Raw genomic sequence first — 26,069 nt, 5'->3', positions numbered from 1 at the left:
CACAACCTTGTCGGGCCGCTGACACTATGCTCGGCAGGTGTCCGGGTGACCCCCGCACCGCGCGCCGCCGCTCGTCGCCTCACCTCGTGCCCGCGCCGGCCGCCTCATCTGCTCGACAGATCCTGGAGTCACCATGCCTACGTCCTCCGTGGACGCCGCTGATCCCGTCTTCCGACTGCACGTCGGCGGCAAGCTCGCCGTCGCCTCGACGGTCCCCCTGACCAGCCGGGAGGACCTCTCCCTCGCGTACACACCGGGGGTGGCCCGGGTCTGCGCGGCGATCGCCGCCGACCCCGCCCTCGTCGACGACTACACCTGGGTGTCGCACACCGTCGCCGTGGTGACCGACGGGACCGCCGTACTCGGGATGGGTGACATCGGCCCCCGCGCCGCCCTGCCGGTGATGGAGGGCAAGGCGGTGCTCTTCAAACAGTTCGGCGGGGTGGACGCGGTGCCGATCTGCCTGGACACCCGGGACGTCGACGAGATCGTCGCCACGGTCATCGCGCTGGCCCCTTCCTTCGGCGGGATCAACCTGGAAGACATCAGCGCGCCGCGCTGCTTCGAGATCGAACGCCGCCTCGACGAGGCGCTGTCGATCCCGGTCTTCCACGACGACCAGCACGGCACCGCGATCGTCGTGCTGGCCGCGCTGCGCAACGCGGCGACCCTGCTGCACCGCAAGCTCGGCGACCTGCGGGTGGCGGTCAGCGGCGCGGGCGCCGCCGGCGTCGCGGTCACCCGGATGCTGGTGGCCGGGGGCGTCGACCCGGACCGGGTGGTGGTCTGCGACTCGCAGGGCATCATCGGCCGGCACCGCGACGGCCTCACCGAGACCAAGGCCGAGCTGGCCGCCACCACCAACGCCGAGGGCCGCCAGGGCGACATCACCGAGGCCCTGCGGGGCGCGGACGTGCTGGTCGGGGTCTCCGGCGGGCGGATCCCCGAGGCGGCGGTGGCCGGCATGGCCCCCGACGGCATCGTCTTCGCCCTGGCCAACCCGACCCCCGAGGTCGACCCCGAGGTGGCCGCCCGGCACGTCGCGGTGGTCGCCACCGGGCGCAGCGACCACCCCAACCAGATCAACAACGTGCTCGCCTTCCCCGGCGTCTTCCAGGGCGCGCTCCAGGCCCGCGCCACCCGGATCACCGACGCCATGAAGGTGGCCGCCGCCGACGCCATCGCCGCCGTGGTCGACGGCGAGCTGACCGCCGACGCGATCGTGCCGTCCCCACTGGACCCCCGGGTCGCCCCGGCGGTCGCCGCAGCGGTCGCCGAAGCCGCCCGCCGCGACCGCGTAACCCGCCCCTGACGTGTAAGGAAGGGCCCCCTGTTAACGCTTTCGGTATAGCAGGGGCCCCTTCTTAACCGCGGTCTGCCTTGTTACGGTCCGGGGCATGCGTGCTGCCTTCGCCTCCGGAACCGACGCCGACAACCCGCTCGCCGCCCTCACCGTCGGCGAGCGACCCGAGCCCGTGCACCCGGCGGACGACTGGGTGACCGTCGAGGTCCGGGCCAGCTCGCTGAACCACCACGACCTCTGGTCGCTGCGCGGGGTGGGGCTGCCGGCCGACCGGCTGCCGATGATCCTCGGCTGCGACGCCGCCGGCATCGACCCCGATGGCAACGAGGTCGTGGTCTACCCCGTGATCGCCGATCCGGGCGACCCGCGCGGCATCTCCATCCTCTCCGAGCGCTTCCCCGGTACCTTCGCCGAGCGGGTCGCCGTACCCCGGTCGAATCTGCTGGCGCTGCCGGCGGGGATGTCGCTCACCGACGCGGCGTGCCTGCCCACGGCCTGGTTGACCGCCTGGCGGATGCTGCGGACCGTGGGCCGGGCCGACGAGGCCGACGCGGTCCTGGTCCAGGGCGCGGGCGGCGGGGTCGCCACCGCCGCCGTCGCGCTCGCCGTCGCGATGGGCAAACGGGTGTACGCCACCAGCCGCGACGCCGCCAAACGAGAGCGCGTAGCCGAGCTGGGCGCGACCGCCGTGGAACCCGGGGCCCGGCTGCCGGAGCGGGTGGACGTGGTGGTCGAGACCGTCGGCGCGGCCACCTTCGACCACTCGCTGAAGTCCGCCGCGCCGATGGCCCGCATCGTGGTCTCCGGCGCCACCGCCGGCCACGAGCCGAAGGTCAACCTGCGCCGGGTCTTCGCCATGCGGCTGGAGATCCTCGGCACCTCGATGGGGACCCCCGAGGAGCTACGTGACCTGCTCGCCTTCTGCGCCGAGCGGAAGATTCAGCCGGTGGTCGACAGCGTCGTCCCGTTCAGCCGGATCGACGAGGCCTTCGCCCACCTGCACACCGCTCAGGCCTTCGGCAAGATCGTCATCGACCACCAGGCGTGACGGTCCCGCCCCGGGTGTGAGAAGGGTGCCCTTCTCGACCGTATGCGTTAAGCGGGGGCCCTTCCTTACAGGCGGTTGTCGAGGGTGGCCAGGTCGCCCCGGGCGGCTTCGGTGACCATCCGGCGTTTGGCCGCCTCGTCGCCGTAGAGGGACCAGCGGAGGAACTCGACTGTGGTGTCCGAGACCACCCGTAGCGTGTCGTCGTCGGAGAGCAGGTCGCGTCCGTGGTCGCCCTTGGGCAGGCTGAGCATGGCCTTCGGCCAGGGCACCTTGTCGTACACCGCCTTGCCGGCGGCGTACTCGACCACCTCGTCCAACTCGCCGTGCACGAACAACTGCGGGGCGGCCGCCCCGGCGAAGGCGGTGCCCACCCCGAGGGCGGTGCCGGCGAAGACCACCCCCGCGCCCAACCGCTCGTCCCGCCCGACGGTGAAGAGCCCGATGGTGGTCACCCCGCCCGCGGAGTGCCCGGCCGCCGCCACCCGGGCGGTGTCCAGTCGGCCCCGCAGCGCGTCACCGTCGCGGTCGTTCAACGCCAGCACCTCGTCCAGCACGTACGACACGTCGGCCGGCTGGTTGAGCACGTCCAGCACGTTGCCGGCGCTACCCCGACTGGTCTGCGGGAAGGTCGGCGCGGCGACCACGAAACCGGCCGCCGCCCAGCGGCTGAGTAGCTCCTGGTAGTCGTCCGGCTCGCCGCCCAGGCCGTGGCTGAACACCACCACCGGGAACTGTCCGGCTGCGGCGTCGGCGTCCCGGTCCGGCTCGCCGCCGGCCCGGCCCCGCGCCGGGTACCAGAGCTCCACCGGCAGCGCCCGGTCGTCCCGCTTCAGCTTGAGTTGGCGTACGCCGACCGCGTGGGTCCGGGTCGGGGCGGTCACGGCGGAGACCCGGGGCGTCGGGGTGGCCGCCGCAGCCGGCGGGTCGGCCGGCGCGGCCGGTGAGCGTGGCGGCTCCTCGGTCGAACAGCCCGCGACCCCGACGGTGAGCACGGCGGCGGTCAGTAGGGCACAGATACGGCGGGGAAACATGAGTCCGATTGTGCCTGGTGCCGACGGCACTTCGACGCGGCGTCGACAACGGGCCCCGGACCGGTTACTCATCGTGGCCAGCCCACCCGCGCCCACCGACTGCGCGTGCCGACCGGGCTGCGCGTGCCGACCGTGCTGCGCGGGCCGACGGCGGTGCGTGGGTCGACGGCGGTGCGCGGGCCGACCGTGCTGCGTGGGTCGACGGGGGTGCGTGGGCCGACTGGGGTGCGTGGGCCGACGGGGGTGCGTGGGTCGACGGGGGTGTACCGACCGGCCGGGGTGCGCGGGCCGGCCGGCGGGCTGTGAGAAGGGTGCCCTTCTCGACCGTATGCGTTAAGAAGGGGCCCTTCCTTACCAGGTGGGGCGGGTGTCGTAGGTGGTTACGCCGGGGAGGCGGGCGTCGGTGGGTAGGCGGGTGCGGGCCGACTGGTCGCCGTAGAGCGTCCAGCGCAGGAAGTCGGTGGTGGTCGCCAGCACCTGGGCGAAGCCGGGACGACCGGGGTTGAGGTACTCGCCGTGGCCCTGCCCGAGCAGGCTCAGGAAGGCTGAGGGGCCGCGTACCCGGTGGTGGGCGGCCCGGCCGACGGCCTCGGTGACGATCGGGTCGGCCGTGCCGTGGACGAACAGCATCGGTCGGGCCGGGCCGGTCAGGCTGCCCGGACGCGCGCCCCCGGCGATCACGATGCCGGAGCGCAGCCGCGCCGGATGCCCGGCGGTGAACATGCCGGCGGTGGTGTAACCCCCGGCCGAGTGGCCGGCCGCGCCGACCCGGGTGACGTCGAGGTGACCGGCCAACGGGTCACCGCGACGGGTGTTCAGCTGGCCCAGGTGCCGGATCACCCGCCAGGCGTCGGCCGGCTGGTGCCGTACGTCGGCGCGGTTGAACCGGGTCGCGAAGCGGTTGGTGTGCGGGTAGGCGGGGGCGGCGACCACGAATCCGGCGGCGGCCCACCGGCTGGTCAGCTCGGCGTGCAGCTCGGGCAGGCTGTGCAGGCCGTGGCTGTAGAGGACCACCGGGAACCGGCCGGTGGCCACCCCGGCCGACCCGCGGGGGTACCAGATGGTCACCGGCAACGGCCGGTCGGAGGTCGGGTCGAGGGTGAGGGTGCGTACCCCGACGGTGTACGTCCGCTCGGGCGAGTGCCCCGCCGGCAGCGCCTCGGCGGGTGTGCCGGTGACCACCCCGCAACCGGTCAACGCCGCCGCACCGGCGGTGAACAGTGCCGTCATCAGTACGGCGATCAGCCGCTTGCCCCCCATGGCCTCACGGTAGATCGCCGTGCGGCGGACGGTTCCCCCTTCCGGGTCGGCTGCGCTCAGCCACCCGGCCGGATCCGGCGCGCCCGGCCGGGCTTGCGGGGTCGGGACGGCCGGGTGCCGGGCGCGGTCGGTGGCCGTCGCCGTGGTCAGCCCTCGGCGGCCACCACGGCGCGGGTCTGTCGGGCGATCTCCCGCTCCTCGTCGGTGCCGATCACGCAGACCGTCACCTCGGCGTCGGCCGGGGAGATCACCCGGTCTCCGCTGCCGTCGTTGCGGCCCGGGTCGACGGTGATGCCGAGCCGGTCCAGGCCGGCCAGGGCGGCGGCCCGTACCGGCGCGGCGTGCTCACCCACCCCGGCGGTGAAGGTGACCGCGTCGATCCGGCCGAGCAGGGCGTAGTACGCCCCGACGTAGCCGGTGATCCGACGGCAGTACACGTCGAAGGCGAGGTTCGCGGCCGGGTCGCCGGCGGCCCGGCGGGACAGCACCTCGCGCATGTCGTTGACCCCGGTCAGGCCGAGCAGCCCGCTGCGGTGGTTGAGCAGGTCGTCGATCTCGTCGACGCCGAGGCCGGCCTCGCGGCGCAGGTGGAAGACGACAGTCGGGTCCAGGTCGCCACTGCGGGTGCCCATCACCAGGCCCTCCAGCGGGGACATCCCCATCGAGGTGGCCACGCTGCGCCCGCCGGCGACCGCGCAGGCGCTGGCCCCGTTGCCCAGGTGCAGGGTGATCGTGTTCACCTCGGCGTACGGCCGGTCGAGCAGTTCGGCGGTACGCCGGGAGACGTACGCGTGCGAGGTGCCGTGGAAGCCGTACCGGCGGATGCCGTACCGCTCGGCGACCTCGCGTTCGATGGCGTACGTGGCGGCCGACTCCGGCAGGGTGTGGTGGAAGGCGGTGTCGAAGACCGCCACCTGCGCCACGTCCGGCAGCACCCGACGGGCCTCGGTGATGCCGGCCAGGTTGGCCGGGTTGTGCAGCGGGGCCAGCGGCACCAGTTCGGCGATCCCGGCGAGCACCTCGTCGTCGACGAGCACCGGCTCGCTGAACCGCCGCCCCCCGTGCACCACCCGGTGCCCGACCGCGCTCAGGCCGGTCAGGTCCAGCTCGGTGAGGATCTGCCGGACCGCCCCGGCGTGGTCGGCCGGTCCACCGCCGGGCTCACCGATCCGCTCCACGGTGCCCCGGTCGACCACCGTGTCACCGTCGTAGAGCCGGTACTTGACCGATGACGATCCGCTGTTGAGCACGAGTACCCGGCTCACGACGACGCCTCCCCGGCGGCCTGGATGGCGGTGATCGCCACCGTGTTGACGATATCGGGCACGGTCGCGCCCCGGGACAGGTCGTTGACCGGGCGGCGCAGGCCCTGCATGACCGGGCCGACCGCGACGGCACCGGCCGAGCGCTGCACCGCCTTGTACGTGTTGTTGCCGGTGTTGAGGTCCGGGAAGATGAAGACCGTGGCCCGTCCGGCGACCGGGCTCTCCGGCAGCTTCGTCGCCGCCACCTGCGGGTCGATCGCCGCGTCGTACTGGATCGGGCCGTCGACCAGCAGCTCCGGGCGGCGTTGCCGGACCAGCGCGGTGGCCTCGGCGACCTTCTCCACGTCGGCGCCCGCCCCGGAGCTGCCGGTGGAGTAGGACAGCATGGCCACCCGGGGCTCGATGCCGAACCGGGCGGTGGTGTCGGCCGAGGAGATGGCGATGTCGGCGAGCTGGGCGGCGTCCGGGTCGCGGTTGACCGCGCAGTCGCCGTAGACCAGCACCCGGTCGGCCAGCAGCATGAAGAAGACGCTGGAGGCCACCGAGACCCCCGGCACGGTACGGATGATCTCGAAGGCCGGGCGGATGGTCGCGGCGGTGGTGTGGGTGGCCCCCGAGACCATGCCGTCGGCGCGTCCGGCGGCCACCATCAGGGTGGCGAAGTAGTTCGGTTGGGCGACCCGGTCGTGGGCCAGCTCGGCGGTGACGCCCCGGTGGGCGCGCAGCTGTGCGTACCGCTCGGCGAACTCGTCGCGCCACGGGCTGGTCACCGGGTCGACCAGGGTCGCGCCGCTGATGTCGACGCCCAGCTCCCGGGTTCGCCGGGCGATGTCGTCGGGTCGGCCGAGCAGGGTCAGCTCGGCCACTCCCCGGCGCAGCAGGATCTCCGCCGCGCGCAGCACGCGTTCCTCGGTGCCCTCCGGCAGCACCAGGTGGCGGCGTCGGGCGCGGGCCCGGTCGATCAGGTCGTACTCGAACATCAGCGGGGTGACCCGGGCGGAGCGGGTGACCCGCAGCCGGCGGGCCAGGTCGTCGGTGTCCACGTGGGCCTCGAAGGCACCGAGCGCCGCCTCCACCTTGCGCGGGTTCGCCGCGCTGGGGCGTCCCTCGATCCGGCTGGAGGCGGCCACCGTGTCGTAGCTGTCGCTGGGCACGCTGAGTACCGCGAGCCCGGTGGCCATCCCGTCGAACAGCCGCATCGCCCGGGGATCCGGTCGCTCACCGAGGGTGAGCACCAGGCCGGCCACCGACACCTGACCGGCCACGTGCGCGGCGCTCGCCGCCACCAGCAGGTCGTCCCGGTCGCCCGGGGTAATCACCAGACAGCCGTCGGTGAGGTGGTCCAACAGGGTCGGTACGTGTGCCGCGCCCACCACGTAGTCGAGCACGTCCCGGCCGAGCGCGGCCTCGTCCCCGGCGAGCAGGGTGGCACCGAGCGCCGTGGCCACCTCGGCCACCGTCGGCGCCGAGACGACCGGAACCTCGGGAATCGCGTACGCCGGCACCGGCAGGTCGGGCATGGCCATCGGCTCGGGCACCCGGTTGGCGATCACCGCCAGCACCGTCGCCCCGAGGTCCACCAGATCGTGGTACGCCCCCCGGGCCGCCGCCGCGATCGCCTCCGGCGACTGGCCGTACCCGTCGACGACCGGCACCACCACGCTGCCGAACTCGACGGCCAGCCGGGCGTTGAAGGCCAGCTCCCGGGGGCCGGCCCCGTCCCCGCCGTCGGCGAAGTCGCTGCCCACCACGACCACGGCCGGGCAGCCTCGCTCGACCTCGCGGTACCGCTCGACGATCCGCGAGATCAGCTCCTCCCGTCGCCCCTCGCCGACCAGCGCCGTCGCCTGGGCGTAGCTGGCCCCGGCCAGCTGCGGTGGTGCCTGGGCGTAGCTGGCTCCCGCCAGCTGCGGTGGTGCCTGGGCGTAGCTGGCCCCGGCCAGCTGAGGTGGTGCCTGCTCGTCGCTGGTCCCGGCTGGATCGGGGGTTGTAACGTCCAACCGGTAACGGTCGCTGAGCAGGGCAAGGATGGGATCCGGCTCGGTGCTGGAGACCAACGGTCGGAACGCGCCGATCCGCTCCACCTGTCGGGAGAGCAGCTCGGCCAGACCGAGTGCGATGGTCGACTTTCCGCCGCCGGAACCCACGCTGGTGAGGTAGACGCTGCGGGCCACGCGGCCAACCTACTAGGTCCGGGTGGTCACCGCCGGCTCACCGTTAACGAGCGCGAAACGCCGTTTGCGCATGTCAGACGGGACACATGAGGGAGAATACGAAAGTTATTCACGTTTAGACTCGCTGGCGTGGAGGGACCAACACAGATCATCCCCGTCGCCCCGGAACCACCCCCGGTCTTCGTCGACCCGAGTGGACGCCGCCGGCGGTGGCTGCGGCGGACCGCCTACGCCCTGGGGCTGGCCGGGGTGGCGTACACCGCGATGGTCGGGGTCAGCTTCGCCGGTGGGCCGATCAGCCCGGAGAACATCATCCCGTTCGTGGAGGAGCCCGCCGAGCCCTGGCAACCGCCCCCACCGCTGGTGCCCGCCGCCGAGCCGTCCTCCGAACGGGCCACCCCCTCCCGCGCGCCCACCGCTGTCGCGCCCCCGCTGCGACCGGCACCGACCCGCGCCCCCAGCCCCTCCGCGACGCCGACCTCCCCGACGCCGTCGGCGAGCCCCTCCCAGGCCACCCCGAGCCCCCGGCCCAGCAGTCCCCGACCGAGCAGTCCCCGGCCCAGCGGCACCGCTTCGCCGAGCACCTCGCCGACGACCAGCCCGGCGCCGCCCTCCCCGTCCGCATCGACCGAGGAGCCACCCGGCACCGGTGAGGCGACCACCCCCTGATGAGTCAGCCCCGTCCCGGCCCACCGCAGCGCCCCACCCGCCACTTCCGACCGCTCCCGCTCAGCCGACCGATCAGCCGTGCCCGGCGGTACGTGCCCCGGCCGAGCTGGACCGTCTTCGCGATGGTCTTCGTCGTGCTCGGCGGCATCCTCTTCGTGGAGGCGTACGCCAACGGCTCGTTCATCCCCGACTACCGGGCGGAGAACACCACCGGCAGCGGCCAGGACGACGTCCCCACCGAGCTGCTGCAGGGCGGGCCGATCGTCAACACCACCGCCGACCGTCCCCAGTCGTACCGGCTGCCGGCGCGCACCATCGCGCTCACCTTCGACGACGGGCCGGATCCGCGCTGGACCCCCGAGGTGCTCCGGGTCCTGGACAAACACCAGGTGCCCGGCACCTTCTTCGTCCTCGGCAACCAGGTGGTACGCAATCCGGAGCTGGTCCGCACGCTGGCCGACGGTGGGCACGAACTCGGGGTGCACACCTTCACCCACCCGCACCTGACCGAGATCCCCGGTTGGCAGCGCCGGATGGAGTACACCCAGACCCAGCTCACCATCGCCGGGGCCACCGGCATCCGGAGCAACCTGCTGCGGTTCCCGTACTCCTCGCGGGCGGACGCCTTCGTCGACCAGGACTGGCCGCTGCTGCAGCAGGCCGGTGAACTCGGCTACCTGACCATCGTCAACGACCTGGACAGCCGGGACTGGGAGCGCAACGGCCCGGACGCGATGATCGCCGCCGCCACCCCGGCCGGCTACTCCGGCGCGGTCACCCTCTGGCACGACTCCGGTGGCGACCGGTCGCAGACCGTCGAGGCGCTCGACAGGTACATCCCGTTGATGAAGGAGCGGGGCTACCGCTTCACCACGGTCAGCGGCGGGCTGGACCTGGCGCTGGCCGAGGCGGGCGCCACCGGCGGCACGGGCGGCCCGACCGCCGCCTCGGCGGGGGAGCGGTGGCGCGGCCAACTGCTCATCCGGGCGGTCCAGGGGGCGGATGCCCTCTTCGTGGTCTTCGGCGTGCTCTTCGTCGTCGTCGGTGTGCTCACCATCGGGCGTACCGTGCTGTTGTTCCTGCTGGCTATCAGGCACGCCCGCCGACGCCGCCGGCGGGACTTCTCCTGGGGCAGGCCGATCACCGAGCCGGTCTCGGTGATCGTGCCGGCCTACAACGAGAAGGAGGGGATCGCGGCGGCGGTCCGCTCGCTGGCCGCCGGCGACCATCCCGGCGGGATCGAGGTGGTGGTGGTCGACGACGGCTCCACCGACGGCACCGCCGACATCGTCGCCGGCCTCGGACTGCCGAACGTCCGGGTGGTCCGCAAGCCCAACGGCGGCAAGCCGAGCGCCCTGAACACCGGGGTCGCCCTGGCCCGGCACGACCTGATCGTGATGGTCGACGGCGACACCGTCTTCGAACCCGACGCGGTCCGCCGCCTGGTCCAGCCCTTCGGGGACCCCCGGGTGGGCGCGGTCGCCGGCAACGTCAAGGTCGGCAACCGGCGCAGCATGATCGCCAAGTGGCAGCACATCGAGTACGTCATCGGCTTCAACCTCGACCGTCGGCTCTACGAGACGCTGCGCTGCATGCCCACCATCCCCGGGGCGATCGGCGCGTTCCGCCGCGAGGCGCTGGAGTACGCCGGCGGCATGACCGACGAGACCCTCGCCGAGGACACCGACATCACCATGGCGCTGGGCCGGGCCGGCTGGAAGGTCGTGTACGAGGAGAGCGCCCGCGCCTGGACCGAGGCGCCGACCAGCCTCGGCCAGCTGTGGAAACAGCGGTACCGGTGGAGCTACGGCACCATGCAGGCGATGTGGAAGCACCGCCGCTCGGTGCTGGACCGGGGCGCGTCCGGTCGGTTCAGCCGCCGGTGCCTGACGTTCCTGACCCTGTTCGGGGTGCTGCTGCCGCTGACCGCCCCGGTGATCGACCTGCTCGCCATCTACGGCCTGCTCTTCCTGGACCGCTCCGCGACGGCGCTGGCCTGGCTGGCAATGCTCGGCCTGCAGTTCCTCACCGCGATCGTGGCGTTCCGGCTGGACAGGGAGAAGCTCGGCGTGCTCTGGGTGCTGCCGTTGCAACAGTTCGTCTACCGGCAGCTGATGTACCTGGTGCTGCTCCAGTCGGTGGTCACCGCGCTCAGCGGCGGCCGGCTGGGCTGGCAGAAACTCAAGCGGACCGGCCTGGAGGGCAACGCCGGTGCGGTCGGAACACCGCCGCCCCCGGGGTTGCCGGCCGCTGGGGTCCGACCGGTCTCCCGGTAGGGCGCAGCTGCCTCCCCGGCAGGTTCAGCTGCCTTCCGCGAGGGTCAGCTGGCGGGGTGATCGGCGAGGTCCAGGGCGTACCGGGGCCACCAGGTGCCGATCTCGGGCTCGCCCGGGCGGCAGGCGCCGTCGGACTCGCCGGGGTACTTGATCCAGAGCAGGGCGTCGACCCGGTCCAGGCCGGTGCGGGTGGTCGGCTCTTCGCCGAGCGCCCGCCCCGGCGGATTGCACCAGCTCGGTGCGCCCTTCACCGTCCGACCCGGGTACGGGCCGTTGCCGTTGCGGCTGGTGTCGATCACGAAGTTCGCCGTACCGCCCAGCGCGTCGCTGAGCCGGTGACCGTAGGCGACGTTCTCCGCCGTGGTGCCGAAGTTGGCCACGTTGAGGGCGAACCCGTCGGCCCCGGCGACGCCGGCCCGGTCCAGGGCCGCCGCCAGCTTCGTGCTGTCCCGCACCCACCCCGGGTGTCCGGCGTCCAGGTAGACCCGGGCGCTACCGGTGCTGCCGAGCACCGCCACCGCGTCGCGGAGCAGGGCCAGCCGCTCGTCGACGTCGGCCACGCACCGGTCGACCGCGTCCGGCACCGCCCCCGGTTCGAGGATCACCGTGACCGGACGGCCCCGTACGCCGCCTGCCAACTCCCGGATCCACCGCTGGTACGCCTCGGCCGTCTCGGCGCCCCCGTAGCCCTGCCGGCCGCAGTCGCGCTGCGGCAGGTTGTGCGTCACCAGCACCGGAGTCTGGCCGGCGCGGGCCGCGCCGGCCAGGTACGCCGACACCTCCTCGGTCACCGCGCCGGAGTCACCGACCAGCCACCGCGCGGTCGGCCGGGTGCTGATCCGCCGGAGCGCGGCGGCGTCCGTGGCCCGGCCCCGCCGCTCCCACTCGGTGACCTGTCCGGCCGCCGCGTTGTCCGGATCGACGTAGAGGATCGGCGGTAGCGGTGCCGGTGAGGTGGCGGCCGTGGACCGCTCGGCCACCGGCCCGCCGTCCGCCCCGGTGCCGCAACCGGCCACCAGCGCGGTCAGCGCGACCGCGGTCAGCAACGCCGTCCGACCGGTCCGGGTGGGCAGGGACGGGCGAGGGGACACGGCCGTCACGGTACCTGCCGCATCCGTCCTGGTGAAGACGGGTGCCGGAGTTTCGGGAACCGCGTTCCACCGGACCGTCCTACCCTGGCCGCTGCCCCCGACCCCCCTGCTGGCTCGGCGGTGACCAGTTAGCGGGCGGCTGCCAACTGCTGCCACCCTGCTGTTGACTCGGTTGGCCGGTCTGGGACTGGAGGTAGGCCAACGTCTGGGCCGGGGTCCAGCTCGTGGCGGTTTGGTGGCCGGGTGCCGGATAGCCGGTGTAGGTAGGTGCGTACTGGGGTTGTGGTGACTGGAGGGTGGCCGAGTACTGCACCTGATTCCACGCCGCCGTGCTCTGCTGCGGAGTCGTCGCGAACTGTGCCGCCAACGGGGCGGCTACGGGCTGACCGAAGTTGTTGGCGGCGGTCAGGCGCAGGTTGTCCTGGGTCAGCGCCCGGCCCTGGCCGGCGGAGCTGGGAGGGCTGTGGAAGGCGTGCTGCACGTCGTACACGTGTCTGGCGTACGGCAGGTCCGCCGTCGAGTTCACCCCCGCCGGCGGATTGGCGGGTTGAACGTGACGGGCGTTCACCCAGCTCCAGTTGATGCGCTGCGTCGCCTTCGCCGCGTAGTCCTTGCCGGTCGCCTCACGCTGATACTCGTCGTCGTAGGCGTGCGGTTGTGCCATCGAGTAGTTCAGCGCGCCGGTCACGGTCGGCGTCTTCGACCACGGTTCGACGTAGACCGACTCGGGGTGGTTCGGTGGCCCGACCACCAGCACCACGTGGTCACGTCGCGCGCTCGACGGGCCCGCCGGTTCCGCGAAGTCCTTGATCGTGATCAGATCCCCGGCCTTGTGGCGCCGGTCGTAGAGATCCCGGTGGGCCGCGACGAGCAGGGCCGCCGTCAGTTCGGAACAGGCCGCCTCCCGGTAGTGCCGGGACAGCAACGCGGTCTGGCCGTACTCGACCTCGACGCTGGACGTGTCGCGCCTGGCGTCGGCGTTGCGCACCAGTTTGTACAGCGTGCCGAGGCTCTGGCCGGAGGTCTGTTCGAAGCGTGGCAGCTGGTTCGCCACGTTCACCTGGCTTCGCAGCTCGGTACAGGCCTGGACACCCCAGGCCCGGCGCCCGTCCCGGAGCGCTCGTTCCCGTGACTCGACCTCCGCAAGGAGGGCGTTCGCGCGGGACAGACCGGTGCGTTGGGCGTCGTTGATCCAGGTACCCGGCTGGTGGGCCCAGGTGTTCGCGTAACCGACGTACTTCTGCAGGTCGGCGTAGATGGTGGAGTATCCGCGCTGGTAGGACTCGAATCTCGTCGACTCCTCGGAGCCGAAGTCCGGGCGGTCGTCGGAGGTTCGATCGCGCATCTCGACGACGAACTGGTACCGGCGGACGGCCTGCCGGAAGTTGTCTCGCCACTGCTGGTTCTCGGTCAGCGCGTCGAACGTCTCGGGCAGACCGGCACTGAGGAGGAGCCGGTGCAACTCCTCCCGCCGGTCGTTGAGTTCGTCCTGTAGCTGTGGGATCTGATCCGGTCGTGGTACGGGCACGTCGCTCCCCTGATGTGCGCTCCGTCTCGTGCGACAACCCGTTCTCCGCGGCGTTCGAGCCGCTCGCACGAATGACTGTCACGGTGATGACGGTTGATTGTCCGGTTCGGTTCAGTGCGGCGTGTTCACCTGCGCTGCGGGGCAGCCGGGGGAGACGGGGTGCCGCGGTGGCCGGCCGGGGCGGCGGTACCGCTCGGAGTGGGCGCCGGTTGCCAGGACAGGGCGGACCCGGCCACCTGAGCCACGGTCGGTGGCGGGTGACCCGCCGCCAGTGCCGGGACCGGTGGGACGAACGAGAACCGCGGGTCCCGATTCAGTGACATGAGCAGGGCCCCCGGGGACAGGGCGATACCGAAACGCGGGTCGTCCCGCCGGTCGTAGTAGGCGTGATCGACGGCGTAGACGTCGGCGGCCCCCACGTAGTGCCGGGCGTCCTGGCGGTTCGCCAGCGGGTTACGCAGGTCGGCGGGGGGCGCATTCCGCCGCAGCCACTCGTGGTCGAGATACTGCTCGGCCTCGGTCAGCAGGTCACGCCCGAGCGCCGTACGTTGGTACGTGGAGGCGGCGGCGTGCACCTGCTCCCAGGAGTAGTTGAACGCGCCGGTCACCGTGGGAGTCCTCGTCCACGCCTCAACGGCCACCGACTCGGGACGGTCCGGATCGCCGAGGAACAGCACCCCGTGTTGGCGGCGGCCGGTGCGGTGCACGGGATCGAGGACGTCCAGGATTTTCTGGGTCAGCAGGTCACCGATTCGGCGCTCCTGGTCGTACAGGATTCGATGGGCCATGGTGAGGCCCAGGGCCACCACCTCATTGCAGTTGGCCTCCCGGCAGTACCGCGACAGGTACGCCCACTGGCCGTATCTGATCTCCTGGTCCGGCGCGGCAAGCTGGGCCAGCTGGTCCCGTACGTAGAACCGGAGCGTGACCCCACTGCGTCCCTCGGTCTCGCTGAAGTGGTCCACCTGGTTGGTCAGGTGGACACGGTCGCGTATCCAGTGGGCGATGACGGTGCCGGCGGCGATCCGGGCCTGCTGGAGGGTGCCCTCCTGTTCCCGGATCGACCGGAGCCGGTCGCGCACCTCGGCGAGGAGCGGGAGTTCCCCACCGCCGTCGCCGGCTGTCGCCCGCTGGTGGGCGGCCTCGACGGAGGTCCCTACGGTGTCGAAGGTCTGCTGGTAGCTCCGCTTGATCCGTTCGAGCCGGATCGACCCGGGATCATGTGGGGTGAACCGTTGCCGCGACGGGCGTTCCCACATCTCGACCAGGCACCGGTAGTCGTCCAGGCTCCGGGTGAACTCGTCCAGGTGGGCCGGATCGTCTACCTGTTCCGCCACCAGCGCGGAGACCTTCCGGTCGAACAGGATCTGGTGCAGGGAGTCCCGGGCCTCGTCGAGCACCTGCTGGTGGTGGGCGATCTGGTCCGGCCGAATGGTGTCCTGCGGCATGTCGCTGCTCCCGGTGTCGGCGATTGGACGGTGACGCTTTCGCGGCACCTGGGAGGGTTGACGGCTTCACCGCCGGTGCGGTTCAGCAGACGGCAGGTCCCCGGCCCGGACACCTGGTGATCCGTCTCACCGTCGTGGAGCGGGCCGGGGTGCCGAGGTGTGCCGGCGCAGGCGGGCGAGTACGTCGGCGGAGAGGGCGAAGTCGTCGGGCGGCGAAAGGGTGGCCTCGGCGGGCGCCGCTGGCCGGACCCGGCGGTCGAGGTAGGCCAGCACCTGGGCCAGGCCCTGATTCGTGTCCTTCGGCGTCGGGGGTAGGGGGACCGGAACGTCCAGGAAGCCGGGCACCGGAGAGCCGCCCGCCGCAGTGGCGGTGGGCGGAGGCGGGACCACGGGCTCGCCGCGCAGTTGGTCCCGGCCCGGGGTGAGAAGTGCCTCGATCGTCAGCGCCCGCCCGGCCCGCGGGTCGTCGCGTCGATCGTGGTACGCGTGTCTGACCTGGTAGACGTCCCGGACGGCGGGACTGGCGAGCACGGCCGTCTCGGCGACCGAGGCGGCCCGTGGCAGGTCCGGCTTCGGGTGTGCGGCCAACCAGGCATGGTTGAGGTAACTGTCGCGGGCCTCCCGCTCGTAGTCCCGGCCGTCGGCCGGAGCCAGGTCCTTAAACCGGAACGCGTGCGACTGCTCGACGGAGTGGTTGAGCGTGCTGGTCACCGTCGGCTCCGCCGTCCACCCGTCGACAGCCACCGATCCGGGGTGGTACGGCAGACCGAACGAGACGTAGGCGTGGCCCCGTCGGGTCTCCGGCCGGCCCTGCCACTGCACCATGGTCGCCCGCAGGGCGATCTGGTCACCGATGCGGCGGTGGGGGTCGTAGAGTTCCCGGTGCGCCGCGCAGAGGACGATGTTCGCGATCTCGTCGCAGAACGCCTCACCGTACGTCTTGGCCATGGCCGCGCGCTGGCCCGTCACGAGGTGCCGCTCCGCCGGTATCCTCGGCACCGGTCTGACCGCTTCCGGATTCCGGACGTACCTGCTGAGGACCAGCAGGCAGGCACCGCCGGTCTCGCGGAACCGGTCTGACTGGTTGGCCCGGCCGATCCCACTCAGGTGCTCCTCGACGGTGCGTCTGGCGAAGGCGGACCGGGACTGCTCCAGCTCCACCGTCTGCTGGTCGAGGTGGCGCAGCGCCTCGCCGGCGTCCCGCAGGATCGCCAGCCGCCAGGGGTCGAAGGACTCCGTCCGCCGGGCCCGGTCGTACGCCATCTCCAGGGCGGTACGGAGGTGGTCGAGGATCGTGGTGTGCTCGCGTTGGCAGATGTCGAAGGCCAGTGACTCCTCGGAGAACAGCACCGGAGGCGCAACGATGGAGCGGAACCTCAGCTCCGCCGCGAACCGGTACATCCGCAGCGCGTCGCGGGACCGGTCCCGCAGCTCCGCCGGCTCGATCAGCATCGCGAACAGCTCGGACAGGTCCTCGCCGCGGGCGAACTGGTCGAAGCTCTCCTGCATCGCCTCCAGCCGCTGCTGCTGGAAGGGGATCTCACGGGGGCTCAGCGGCATCGATCCTCCCACCGGCGACGGGGCTCGGTCACAGGCTAGTCGTCGTCGGGGTCGTCGAGGCGGGCCAGCCAGGTGGCGAAGCGCTCGATCGGGGTCTCGAACTCCGGGTTGAGGTCGACGAAGTCACGCAGCCGCTCGCCGAGCCACTCCAGGGCGACCTCCTCGTCGCCCCGGCGCTGGACCAGCTCCTCGATGCCACGGTCGGTGAAGTACATCGGTTCTCCTCGGACAGGCCGCTGGGGCGGGCCACCGGATCGGCGGCCCGCCCCAGCGGGCGTCGTGCTCCGGGTCAGGGGCGGGGCAGGGCGGCGTCGAGCAGAGCCACCTGCTCCGCCTCGTGCATCTTGGCGGAGCCGACCGCCGGGGCGGCGGCGGCCGGGCGCGAGATGCGGCGCAGCCGTACCTCGCTGAGGTGCTCCAGCAGGTTGAGCGCGACGAACGACCAGGCGCCCTGGTTGGCCGGCTCCTCCTGCACCCAGGCGAAGTCCTCGGCGTTCGGGTACGCGCCGAGGGCCGCCCGGATCTCCTCCACCGGCAGCGGGTAGAGCTGCTCGATCCGGACGATCGCGGTGTCCGTGACGCCGCGATCCTGCCGGGCCTGGAACAGGTCGTAGTAGACCTTGCCGGAGCAGAGCAGCACCCGCTTGACCTGGTCGGCCGGCGGCCCGGTGGGGTCGGTCAACACCGGGGCGAAGGTGCCGCTGGTGAAGTCCTCGACCGGGGAGACGCAGAGCTTGTGCCGCAGCAGCGACTTCGGCGTGAAGACCACCAACGGCTTGCGCTTGGGCGACAGGGCCTGGCGGCGCAGCAGGTGGAAGTAGTTCGCCGGGGTGGTCGGGACGGCCACCCGCATGTTGTCCTCGGCGCACATCTGCAGGAACCGCTCCGGCCGGCCGGAGGTGTGGTCCGGTCCCTGTCCCTCGTGGCCGTGCGGCAGCAGCAGGGTCACCGCCGAGCGCTGGCCCCACTTCACCTCGCCGGAGGAGATGAACTCGTCGATCACCGACTGGGCGCCGTTGACGAAGTCGCCGAACTGGGCCTCCCAGCAGACCAGGGCGTCGATGTTCTCCACCGAGTAGCCGTACTCGAAGCCCATCGCGGCGTACTCGCTGAGCAGCGAGTCGTGCACGAAGAACCGGGACCGCTCACCGTCGGCGGTCAGCGAACTCAGCGGCAGGTGGTCGTCGCCGGTCTTGGCGTCGACCACGGAGGCGTGCCGCTGGACGAAGGTGCCCCGGCGGGAGTCCTGCCCGGCGAGCCGGACGGTGACCCCGTCGTGCAGCAGCGCGCCGAAGGCGATGATCTCGCCGTACCCCCAGTCGATGTTGCCCTCGACGGACATCTTCGCCCGCCGGTCGAGCAGCTGCTGGATCCGCTTGTGCGGGGTGAAGCCCTCCGGCAGGTTGACGTGCGCCTCGCCGATGGCCTTGACCACCGCCGCGTCGGTGGCGGTCGCCACCTGCGGCTCCGGCTCGACGTCCGGCCGGGTGCGGGCCGGCTGCCGGGGGGCGGAGGCGGCGTCCCGGGTGGCCTTGAAGACCCGCTCCAGTTGGGACTGGTAGTCCCGGAGCAGCTCCTCGGCGTCCTCCACGGTGATGTCGCCCCGGCCGATCAGCTCCTCGGTGTAGAGCTTGCGGACCGAACGCTTCGAGTCGATGATCTTGTACATCTGGGGGTTGGACATCGAGGGGTCGTCACCCTCGTTGTGCCCGCGCCGCCGGTAACAGACCAGGTCGATCACGACGTCCTTGTTGAAGCACTGGCGGTACTCGAAGGCCAGCCGGGCCACCCGGACCACGGCCTCCGGGTCGTCGCCGTTGACGTGGAAGATCGGCGCCTGGATCATCCGGGCCACGTCGGTGCTGTAGAGGCTGGACCGGCTGTACTCCGGGGCGGTGGTGAAACCGACCTGGTTGTTGACCACCACGTGCACCGTGCCGCCGGTCCGGTAGCCGCGCAGCTGGGAGAGGTTGAGCGTCTCGGCCACCACACCCTGGCCGGCGAAGGCGGCGTCACCGTGCACCGCCAGCGGCAGCACGGTGTAGCCCTCCAGCTTGAGGTCGATCCGGTCCTGCTTGGCCCGGACGATGCCCTCCAGGACCGGGTCCACCGCCTCCAGGTGCGACGGGTTCGCCACCACCGAGACCTTGACCTGGTGCTCGCCGTCGGGGGTGCTGAACTTGCCGTTCTGGCCCAGGTGGTACTTCACGTCGCCGGAGCCCTGGGTGGACCGCGGGTCTAGGTGCCCCTCGAACTCCGAGAAGATCTTCTCGTACGGCTTGCCGACGACGTTGGCCAGCACGTTGAGCCGGCCCCGGTGGGCCATGCCGATGACGACCTCGTCCAGCCCGGCCTCGGCGGAGGACTCCAGCACCTCACCGAGCAGCGGGATCAGCGACTCGCCGCCCTCCAGCGAGAACCGCTTCTGTCCGACGTACTTGGTCTGCAGGAAGGTCTCGAACGCCTCGGCCGCGTTGAGCCGGTTGAGCACGTGCTTCTGCTCGTCCGCGGCGGGCTTCTCGTACTTGCGCTCGATCCGCTCCTGGATCCAGCGCCGCTCCTCCGGGTCCTGGATGTGCATGTACTCGATGCCGATCCGGCGGCAGTACGAGTCGCGCAGCACGCCCAGGATGTCGCGTAGCTTCATCCGCTGCCGACCGGCGAAGCCGTTGACCGGGAACTCGCGGTCCAGGTCCCACAGGGTCAGCCCGTGCTGGAGGACGTCCAGGTCCGGGTGCTTGCGGATCTTGAATTCCAGCGGGTCGGTGTCGGCCATCAGGTGCCCGCGCACCCGGTAGGCGTGGATCAGCTCGTGCACCCGGGCGGTCTTGTTGATCTGACCCTCGGAGTTGACCGCCACGTCCCGCATCCAGCGCACCGGCTCGTACGGGATGCGCAACGAGGTGAAGATCTGGTCGTAGAAGCCGTGCTCGCCCAGGATCAGCTCGTGCATGACCTTGAGGAACTCGCCGGACTGCGCGCCCTGGACGATCCGGTGGTCGTAGGTGCTGGTCAGCGTGATGATCTTGCTGACCGCCAGCTCGGCCAGGGTGGCCTCGCTCATCCCCTGGTACGGCGCCGGGTACTCCATCGCGCCCACGCCGATGATCGCGCTCTGCCCGGTCATCAGCCGGGGCATCGAGTGCACCGTGCCGATGCCGCCCGGGTTGGTCAGCGAGATGGTGGTGCCGGAGTGGTCCTCCATGGTCAGCTCGTTCTTGCGGGCCCGCCGGACGACATCCTCGTAGGCCTGCCAGAACTGCCGGAAGTCCATCTGCTCGCAGCCCTTGATGGAGGGCACCACCAGGTTGCGGCTGCCGTCGGGCTTGGCCAGGTCGATCGCGATGCCCAGGTTGACGTGCGCCGGGCGGACCAGCACCGGCTTGCCGTCGACCTCGGCGAAGGAGTTGTTCATCTCCGGGTGCTCGACCAGCGCCCGGACCATCGCGTACCCGATCAGGTGGGTGAAGCTGACCTTGCCACCGCGCCCCCGGGCGAGGTGGTTGTTGATCACGATGCGGTTGTCCACCAGCAGCTTGGCCGGGACGGCGCGCACGCTGGTCGCGGTCGGCACGCTCAGCGAGGCGTCCATGTTCTGGACGATCTTCGCGGCGATCCCGCGCAACGGGGTGGTCTGCGGGCCACCGGTCGACGACTTGGCCGGGGCCGCCTTGGCGGGGGCCTGGTTCGCGGACGCGGACCGGGCCGGGGTGGCCTTCGTCGCACCCCGCTCGGGCTTCGCGGCCGGCTGTTCGGTCTTCGCGGTGGCCGGTTCGGTCTTCGAGGCCGACGGCGCCGGCTTCGGCGCGCTCTGCGGCTGCTTGTCGGCCGACTTCTGCTTGTCGGCCGCCTTCTGCTGGTCGGTCGGCTTCTGCTGACCCGACGGCGGCGTTGGCCCGGCCGGCTTCTTCTGGTCGCCGCCACCGGGGGTGGGCCGGTAGTCGGCGAAGAAGTCGTGCCAGGCCGGGTCGACGCTGCTGGGATCGGCGAGGTAGCGCTGGTACATCTCCTCGACGATCCACTCGTTAGGGCCGAAACCCGCCAGTGGGTTCTCCTGCGAGGTCTGCTGGGTCGACACGGCCGGTAATCGCCTCTTTCACGCGGGTTCTGGTGTCACGCGGTGTCCATCGCCGCCCGAATTGGGGGGCACGCGACGGTCCCAGGCTACGCCGTACGGGACCCGCAGGCATTTCTGCCTCCGACCCGTGGCCGGTTTCACAGAAGATGCCAGAAGTTCACCAAACGCTGCGTGTTCGGTCGACTGCTGATAAGCAACGCGCCGGTCGGGACCCGGTGCGGGCCCCGACCGGCGCGTGGAACGTACCGGTAGAACAGCTGCGAATCAGGAGATGTCGCGCTTGCGGGTGATCAGGATGCCGACCAGTCCGGTGACCACCGCGTACCCGACCAGCACCAGGGCGCCCACCCACCAGACCGGCAGCATCGGCGACTCGATGCTGTTGACCATGACCTGGGACGCCACCGACGGCAGCACCACCTGCCACTTCAACACCGCCTCGCTCTCCAGCCAGCTGGAGAGCAGGAAGAAGAACAGGCCGGCCACCTGGGTACCGATCAGGTAGACCACGGCCGAGGTGACGACCGCGCCGATCTGGTTGGTGATCAGCGTGCCGACCCCGATACCGAGGATCGTCCAGATCGCGTAGGCCAGCAGGTTGAGCAGCAGGGCCCGCTGCACGTCCCACTCGCCGAGCTGGGTGCCGAAGTCGTTGGCGCTCAGGAACACCGCGCCGGCGACCAGGTCGAGCACCGTGGTGACCAGCCAGAAGCCGAAGCCGATCAGGCTCGCCGCCACCAGCTTGCTGAGGATGACGTTGGTCCGCCTCGGGGTGGACAGGAACGTGGTGGTGGCCGTCTGGTGGAAGAACTCGTTGGTGACCATCAGCACGCCGATCAGCATCACGAAGAGCAGACCGAAGTACTGACCGGAGGTGTAGATGTTCGCCGCCTGGCCCACCACGTCCTGCTGGGCCGCCGCCTCCTCCGGAGGCAGCCCCAGCATGTCGGTGTCCCCGGTCAGGGTGGTGTGCGCCAGCCAGGCGTTGACCGCGAAGGCCAGCGCCGTCATCGCCAGGGCGCCCAGCGCCATCCACAGCCAGGCCGCGGTGGTACGGATCTTGAGCAGCTCGGATCGGACGAGGTTCATCGGATGCCCGCCTTTCCGGCCGTCAGCTCCAGGAAGACCCGCTCCAGGTCGGGCCGTTCCGTGGTGAGTTCGTGCAGTTCCGCCTGGACGCCGAGGGCGGCCCGGCCGACCGTCGGGGCGTCCACCCCGGCGACCAGCAGGGTGCCCTGCTCGTCGGTCTCGACCGTGGCGGCCTGCTCACGCAGCGCCTTGGTCAGTTCGGCCGCCTGCGGGGTGCGGACCCGGATCCGGGCGGTCTGGGCCATCGACCCGAGCACCTGGTCGACCGGACCCTGCCGGACCAGCTGGCCGGCCGCGATGATCACCACGTCGTCGGCGAGCAGCTGCATCTCCGAGAGCAGGTGGCTGGAGACCAGCACGGTGCGTCCCTCGGTGGCGAGGGTCTTGAGGAAGCCCCGCATCCACCGGATGCCCTCCGGGTCCAGCCCGTTGGCCGGCTCGTCGAGCACCAGCACCCGCGGGTCGCCCAGCATCGCCGCGGCGATGCCCAGCCGCTGCTTCATGCCCAGCGAGTAGCCCTTGAACTTGCGCTTCGCCGCCGGGGTCAGCCCCACCATGGCGAGCACCTCGTCGGCGCGCTGCTTCGGCAGGCCGGCCGCCGCCGCGATCACCCGCAGGTGGTTGAGCCCGGTCCGGCCCTTGTGCGCGCTGGAGGCCTCCAGCACCGCCCCGACGTGCCGCAGCGGGTCGGTCAGGTCGGCGTAGCGCCGGCCGCCGATGGTCGCCGAGCCCGAGGTGGGGGTGACCAGGTTCAGCAGCATCCGCAGCGTGGTGGTCTTGCCGGCACCGTTCGGGCCGAGGAAGCCGGTCACCCGCCCCGGCTCGACCGTGAACGACAGATCGTTTACCGCCCGTACGTTCTTGTACTGCTTCGTCAGGCCGGCGACCACGATCTGGCCAGTTCCGGTGGGGCTTCGCTGCCCGTCAGACATCTCTCTCCTCTCCTGCTGGGCGCCCCGGCAGAGCGCCAGCGTTCAGCCTGACCCGTGCGGGACACCGAATCAATCAGGCGCGGTCCGTAGATCCATCTCCGCCTCGGGCAGGAGGGGAGCGGCCCCGGTCCTCCCCAGGAAGGAGGTCCCCGGGACGGGTTCAACCGGTCGGTAGCGCGATCCAGGTGGCTCTGGCGTGGCCGAGCAGGACTCCGCTGGGACCGTACAGGCTGGAGTGCACCAGGGCCTTGCGCCCCTCGCAGGAAGTGGCCAGGCCGGTCACCACGCACTCGTCGCCCGGACGGGGCAGCGCGGTCAGCCGCACGGCGATCCGGCCGAGCACCCAGGGCCGACCGACACTGATCACCGCCCAGCCGCCGGGGCAGTCCAGCGCGGCCCAGCCGGTGGCGGTCCTCACCCCGGGTGGCACCCGCCACGGCGCGGCCGTCCGCCCGTCCGGCAACCGGCCGGGAAAGATCCGCAGCCCGTCCGGGTGCGCCGGGCCGCAGACGTAACAGCCGGGAAAGGGATGGTCCACCAGACCCGGGTACGCCGTCGCGGCGGCTCGGGCGGTCGCCAGGTCCACCGGCGGCACCACCGGCGGGAAGTCGTCGGTCTGCCGCACCTCGGCGACCACCTGCCCGGCCGGGTCGTGGATCTCGGTCCGGCCCGGCTGGTCGACGGCGCTCAGCGGGGTGTCCAGCGGTGGCGGCCGGCGCAGCGTCACCTCGACCGGCCCGGCACCGGAGCCCGGCGACCCGGCCGGCCCGCCGCCCACTGCCGCCGCGAAGACTCCGGCACTCCAACCACCGTTACCCGAACCCGGCGGGCCGGCGTACCGCCCCTCGATGATCATCGCAACCTCCGCCGGCAGTCCCACTGTTTCCCGGATGCGGTGGCATCCAGGCTTGACCGGACCACTAGATCAGGGAATCGGCGGAGCCGACGGCCGGGGGTGGGTGGGCTCTCAGGGTCTTTTCAGCGAGTGCCCAGTGATGCCGCAGCCGGGGCGCGCATGATGGTCGGCATGGCCGCTACCCAGACCGAGGCGCGACTGCTCGTCGTCGAGGACGACCCGAACATCCTCGAACTGCTCTCCGCGAGCCTACGGTTCGCGGGCTTCGACGTGGCCACCGCGACCAGCGGCAGCGCGGCCCTGAACGCCGCCAAGGACCACCGGCCCGACCTGGTGGTGCTCGACGTCATGCTCCCCGACCTGGACGGCTTCGAGGTCATCCGGATGCTGCGCGAGGGTGGCACGCGTACCCCGGTGGTCTTCCTGACCGCCCGGGACGCCACCGACGACAAGATCCGGGGTCTCACCCTGGGCGGCGACGACTACGTCACCAAGCCGTTCAGCCTGGAGGAGCTGACCGCCCGGATCCGGGCGGTGCTGCGGCGGACCACCACCGGCGAGCACGCCCCCTCCCGGCTCACCTTCGCCGACCTGGAGCTGGACGAGGAGACCCACGAGGTGCACCGGGCCGGTCAGCGGGTGCAGCTCTCGCCCACCGAGTTCAAGCTGCTGCGGTACCTGATGCTCAACGCCAACCGGGTGCTCTCCAAGGCGCAGATCCTCGACCACGTCTGGAACTACGACTTCCGGGGCGACGACAACATCGTCGAGTCGTACATCTCGTACCTGCGACGCAAGGTCGACAACACCCAGCCCCGGCTGATCCATACGCTGCGGGGGGTCGGTTACGTGCTGCGCAAGCCGGCGGCGTGAACGCCGTCGGCCAGGCGAAGGGGCGAATCCGGGCGGTACCGCTGCGGGTCAAGCTCGTCGCCTCGGTCCTCGCCCTGGTCGCCGCCGCACTGCTGGTGATCAGCATCTCCACGACGGTCTTCCTGCGCAACTACCTGGAAAACCAGGTGGACAACGATCTCAAGGCGTTCAACTCGACGCTCTCGGACGTCACCAACCGGCTCCGGCCCGGGATGTCGGCGCAGTTCACGCTGCCCAGCGAGTACCTGGTACTGATCTACGGCCAGGGTGTCGTCGAGCCGTGGTACTACAACCCCAATCTCGAACAGAACGACCTGCCGCCGTGGCCGGCCGAGGCCACCGGCTTCAACAAGCCGGCCGGTAAGCCCTTCACGGTACGGGCCCGGGACGGCCACAGCCGGTGGCGGGTGACCCTCGTCGACCTGCCCGACGGTCGGGTCGCCGCCACCGCCCAGCACCTCACCGACGTGGACCGGGCCGTCACCCGGCTGGTCTGGATCGATCTGCTGGTCGGTGGGGCGGTGTTGGTGCTGCTCGCCTCGATCGGCGCGGCCATCGTCCGGACCAGCCTCAAGCCGCTTGTGGAGATCGAACGCACCGCCGCCGCCATCGCCGGCGGCGACCTCAGCCGCCGGGTGCCCGACCCGGAGGAGGGGCAGCTCTACGCCACCAGCGAGCTGGGCCGGTTGTCCCGGGCGTTGAACGCGATGCTGAACCAGATCGAGGTGGCCTTCACCGCCCGGGCCGCCTCGGAGTACGCCGCCCGTTCCGCCGAGGCCGGTGCCCGCGACGCCGCGCTGGCCGCGCAGGCCTCCGAGGCCCGGGCCCGCCGGTCGGAGGAGCGGATGCGGCAGTTCGTCGCGGACGCCTCGCACGAGCTGCGGACCCCGCTGACCACCATCCGGGGCTTCGCCGAGCTGTTCCGGCAGGGCGCGGCCCGGGAGCCGGAGCAGACCGCCGGCCTGCTGCGCCGGATCGAGGACGAGGCGGCCCGGATGGGGCTGCTGGTGGAGGACCTGCTGCTGCTGGCCCGGCTGGACCGGGAACGTCCGCTGGTGCTGGCGCCTGTGGAGTTGCCGGTGCTGGCCGGTGACGCGGTCCAGGCCGCCCGGGCGATCGCCCCGGAGCGGCGGATCGAGCTGGAGATCGCCGCCGGCTCCGGCCCGCTGGTGGTGCTCGGCGACGACGCCCGGCTGCGGCAGATCATCGGCAACCTGATGACCAACGCGCTCACCCACACCCCGGCCGAGGCCCGGGTGACCCTGCGGCTGCGCGCCGAGCCGGGGAACCTGGCCGTGGTGGAGGTCGCCGACACCGGGCCGGGGCTCTCCGCCGAACAGGCCGAACGGGTATTCGAACGCTTCTACCGGGCCGACGCCGCGCGGACCCGACGGGCCGGCGGGGTCACCGGTACCGGGCTGGGACTGGCCATCGTGGCGGCGTTGGTCGCGGCCCACCACGGCACGGTGGCGGTGGGGAACACCCCCGGCGGTGGTGCCACCTTCCGGGTCACGTTCCCGCTCGCGCCGACCACGGATGGTGATCAGGAGTGACTTTCAGCCAACATCCAGGTCGATTCCAGGATGGT

The 26,069-nt window shown here is 71.8% G+C and carries 19 protein-coding genes; 5 read left to right on the top strand and 14 right to left on the bottom strand.

What is annotated here, in order from left to right; all coding sequences use genetic code 11:
• Positions 1-133 precede the first annotated feature (133 nt).
• A complete protein-coding gene (locus ACN28G_RS20890; protein ID WP_091443252.1) occupies positions 134-1,312 on the top strand; it encodes an NAD(P)-dependent malic enzyme in 1,179 nt (392 codons plus the stop codon).
• A gap of 85 nt (positions 1,313-1,397) precedes the next feature.
• Entirely contained in the window at positions 1,398-2,351 is a 954-nt protein-coding gene (locus ACN28G_RS20885; RefSeq protein ID WP_421480168.1) for a zinc-binding dehydrogenase, read from the top strand.
• Between the two features lie 65 nt (positions 2,352-2,416).
• On the opposite strand, the gene ACN28G_RS20880 is transcribed toward ACN28G_RS20885, so the two are convergent.
• The 5 genes from ACN28G_RS20880 to ACN28G_RS20860 all read right to left on the bottom strand — a co-directional run bounded on the left by ACN28G_RS20880 (position 2,417) and on the right by ACN28G_RS20860 (position 8,743).
• Positions 2,417-3,382 (bottom strand): alpha/beta hydrolase family protein, encoded by a 966-nt coding sequence (locus ACN28G_RS20880; RefSeq protein ID WP_421480167.1) that lies wholly within the window; start codon positions 3,380-3,382, stop codon positions 2,417-2,419.
• Between the two features lie 351 nt (positions 3,383-3,733).
• Positions 3,734-4,642: an alpha/beta hydrolase family protein gene (locus ACN28G_RS20875; protein ID WP_091443243.1), complete on the bottom strand. Its 909-nt coding sequence runs from the start codon at positions 4,640-4,642 to the stop codon at positions 3,734-3,736.
• A gap of 146 nt (positions 4,643-4,788) precedes the next feature.
• Positions 4,789-5,907, bottom strand: a complete 1,119-nt coding sequence (locus ACN28G_RS20870) for an acetate/propionate family kinase (protein ID WP_421480166.1) — start codon at positions 5,905-5,907, stop codon at positions 4,789-4,791.
• Positions 5,904-8,081 carry a phosphate acetyltransferase gene (gene pta, locus ACN28G_RS20865; RefSeq protein ID WP_421480165.1) on the bottom strand — a complete coding sequence of 726 codons (2,178 nt, stop codon included), beginning with the start codon at positions 8,079-8,081 and terminating at the stop codon, positions 5,904-5,906. Before pta ends, ACN28G_RS20870 begins: the two co-directional genes overlap by 4 nt.
• A gap of 227 nt (positions 8,082-8,308) precedes the next feature.
• A complete protein-coding gene (locus ACN28G_RS20860) occupies positions 8,309-8,743 on the bottom strand; it encodes a hypothetical protein (protein WP_091443233.1) in 435 nt (144 codons plus the stop codon).
• A 6-nt stretch (positions 8,744-8,749) separates the two neighbouring features.
• On the opposite strand from ACN28G_RS20860, the gene ACN28G_RS20855 reads away from it, so the two are divergent.
• Positions 8,750-11,026, top strand: a complete 2,277-nt coding sequence (locus tag ACN28G_RS20855; protein WP_091443230.1) for a bifunctional polysaccharide deacetylase/glycosyltransferase family 2 protein — start codon at positions 8,750-8,752, stop codon at positions 11,024-11,026.
• Between the two features lie 44 nt (positions 11,027-11,070).
• Here the strand turns inward: ACN28G_RS20855 and ACN28G_RS20850 are convergent, their stop codons facing one another.
• The 9 genes from ACN28G_RS20850 to ACN28G_RS20810 all read right to left on the bottom strand — a co-directional run bounded on the left by ACN28G_RS20850 (position 11,071) and on the right by ACN28G_RS20810 (position 23,608).
• Positions 11,071-12,117, bottom strand: a complete 1,047-nt coding sequence (locus tag ACN28G_RS20850; RefSeq protein WP_229688640.1) for a glycoside hydrolase family 6 protein — start codon at positions 12,115-12,117, stop codon at positions 11,071-11,073.
• A 79-nt stretch (positions 12,118-12,196) separates the two neighbouring features.
• Positions 12,197-13,645: a hypothetical protein gene (locus ACN28G_RS20845; protein ID WP_421480164.1), complete on the bottom strand. Its 1,449-nt coding sequence runs from the start codon at positions 13,643-13,645 to the stop codon at positions 12,197-12,199.
• Between the two features lie 125 nt (positions 13,646-13,770).
• On the bottom strand, positions 13,771-15,093 hold the full coding sequence (locus ACN28G_RS20840) for a hypothetical protein (protein WP_421480163.1): 1,323 nt from the start codon (positions 15,091-15,093) through the stop codon (positions 13,771-13,773).
• Positions 15,094-15,219: 126 nt separating this feature from the next.
• Complete coding sequence (locus ACN28G_RS20835) at positions 15,220-16,653, bottom strand: hypothetical protein (RefSeq protein WP_421480162.1); 1,434 nt, start codon at positions 16,651-16,653, stop codon at positions 15,220-15,222.
• Positions 16,654-16,688: 35 nt separating this feature from the next.
• Positions 16,689-16,868 (bottom strand): DUF6104 family protein, encoded by a 180-nt coding sequence (locus tag ACN28G_RS20830; protein ID WP_091443218.1) that lies wholly within the window; start codon positions 16,866-16,868, stop codon positions 16,689-16,691.
• Between the two features lie 74 nt (positions 16,869-16,942).
• A complete protein-coding gene (locus ACN28G_RS20825; RefSeq protein ID WP_091443215.1) occupies positions 16,943-20,731 on the bottom strand; it encodes a multifunctional oxoglutarate decarboxylase/oxoglutarate dehydrogenase thiamine pyrophosphate-binding subunit/dihydrolipoyllysine-residue succinyltransferase subunit in 3,789 nt (1,262 codons plus the stop codon).
• Between the two features lie 264 nt (positions 20,732-20,995).
• On the bottom strand, positions 20,996-21,820 hold the full coding sequence (locus ACN28G_RS20820; protein ID WP_091443212.1) for an ABC transporter permease: 825 nt from the start codon (positions 21,818-21,820) through the stop codon (positions 20,996-20,998).
• On the bottom strand, positions 21,817-22,752 hold the full coding sequence (locus ACN28G_RS20815) for an ABC transporter ATP-binding protein (RefSeq protein WP_091443209.1): 936 nt from the start codon (positions 22,750-22,752) through the stop codon (positions 21,817-21,819). The genes ACN28G_RS20820 and ACN28G_RS20815 overlap by 4 nt, the downstream gene beginning before the upstream one ends.
• 160 nt (positions 22,753-22,912) lie before the next feature.
• Positions 22,913-23,608 carry a hypothetical protein gene (locus ACN28G_RS20810; RefSeq protein WP_421480161.1) on the bottom strand — a complete coding sequence of 232 codons (696 nt, stop codon included), beginning with the start codon at positions 23,606-23,608 and terminating at the stop codon, positions 22,913-22,915.
• A gap of 171 nt (positions 23,609-23,779) precedes the next feature.
• Between ACN28G_RS20810 and ACN28G_RS20805 the strand changes: the two genes are divergently transcribed.
• Complete coding sequence (locus ACN28G_RS20805) at positions 23,780-24,481, top strand: response regulator transcription factor (RefSeq protein ID WP_091447252.1); 702 nt, start codon at positions 23,780-23,782, stop codon at positions 24,479-24,481.
• On the top strand, positions 24,478-26,034 hold the full coding sequence (locus tag ACN28G_RS20800; protein WP_091443204.1) for a sensor histidine kinase: 1,557 nt from the start codon (positions 24,478-24,480) through the stop codon (positions 26,032-26,034). Before ACN28G_RS20805 ends, ACN28G_RS20800 begins: the two co-directional genes overlap by 4 nt.
• Positions 26,035-26,069: the final 35 nt, after the last annotated feature.

This window comes from Micromonospora sp. WMMA1923, assembly GCF_049179195.1.
Classification (GTDB): domain Bacteria; phylum Actinomycetota; class Actinomycetes; order Mycobacteriales; family Micromonosporaceae; genus Micromonospora; species Micromonospora yangpuensis.
Note: the sequence above shows the minus strand (reverse complement) of the source record. Positions and strands in the feature narration are given on the sequence as shown.

Excerpts from the sequence above, each read along its gene's own strand:
- ACN28G_RS20830 (WP_091443218.1), bottom strand. The coding sequence starts at position 16,868 with ATGTACTTCACCGACCGTGGCATCGAGGAGCTGGTCCAGCGCCGGGGC.
- ACN28G_RS20815 (WP_091443209.1), bottom strand. The coding sequence starts at position 22,752 with ATGTCTGACGGGCAGCGAAGCCCCACCGGAACTGGCCAGATCGTGGTC.
- ACN28G_RS20820 (WP_091443212.1), bottom strand. The coding sequence starts at position 21,820 with ATGAACCTCGTCCGATCCGAGCTGCTCAAGATCCGTACCACCGCGGCC.
- ACN28G_RS20810 (WP_421480161.1), bottom strand. The coding sequence starts at position 23,608 with ATGATCATCGAGGGGCGGTACGCCGGCCCGCCGGGTTCGGGTAACGGT.
- ACN28G_RS20880 (WP_421480167.1), bottom strand. The coding sequence starts at position 3,382 with ATGTTTCCCCGCCGTATCTGTGCCCTACTGACCGCCGCCGTGCTCACC.
- ACN28G_RS20885 (WP_421480168.1), top strand. The coding sequence starts at position 1,398 with ATGCGTGCTGCCTTCGCCTCCGGAACCGACGCCGACAACCCGCTCGCC.
- ACN28G_RS20890 (WP_091443252.1), top strand. The coding sequence starts at position 134 with ATGCCTACGTCCTCCGTGGACGCCGCTGATCCCGTCTTCCGACTGCAC.
- ACN28G_RS20840 (WP_421480163.1), bottom strand. The coding sequence starts at position 15,093 with ATGCCGCAGGACACCATTCGGCCGGACCAGATCGCCCACCACCAGCAG.
- ACN28G_RS20835 (WP_421480162.1), bottom strand. The coding sequence starts at position 16,653 with ATGCCGCTGAGCCCCCGTGAGATCCCCTTCCAGCAGCAGCGGCTGGAG.
- ACN28G_RS20855 (WP_091443230.1), top strand. The coding sequence starts at position 8,750 with ATGAGTCAGCCCCGTCCCGGCCCACCGCAGCGCCCCACCCGCCACTTC.
- ACN28G_RS20875 (WP_091443243.1), bottom strand. The coding sequence starts at position 4,642 with ATGGGGGGCAAGCGGCTGATCGCCGTACTGATGACGGCACTGTTCACC.
- ACN28G_RS20805 (WP_091447252.1), top strand. The coding sequence starts at position 23,780 with ATGGCCGCTACCCAGACCGAGGCGCGACTGCTCGTCGTCGAGGACGAC.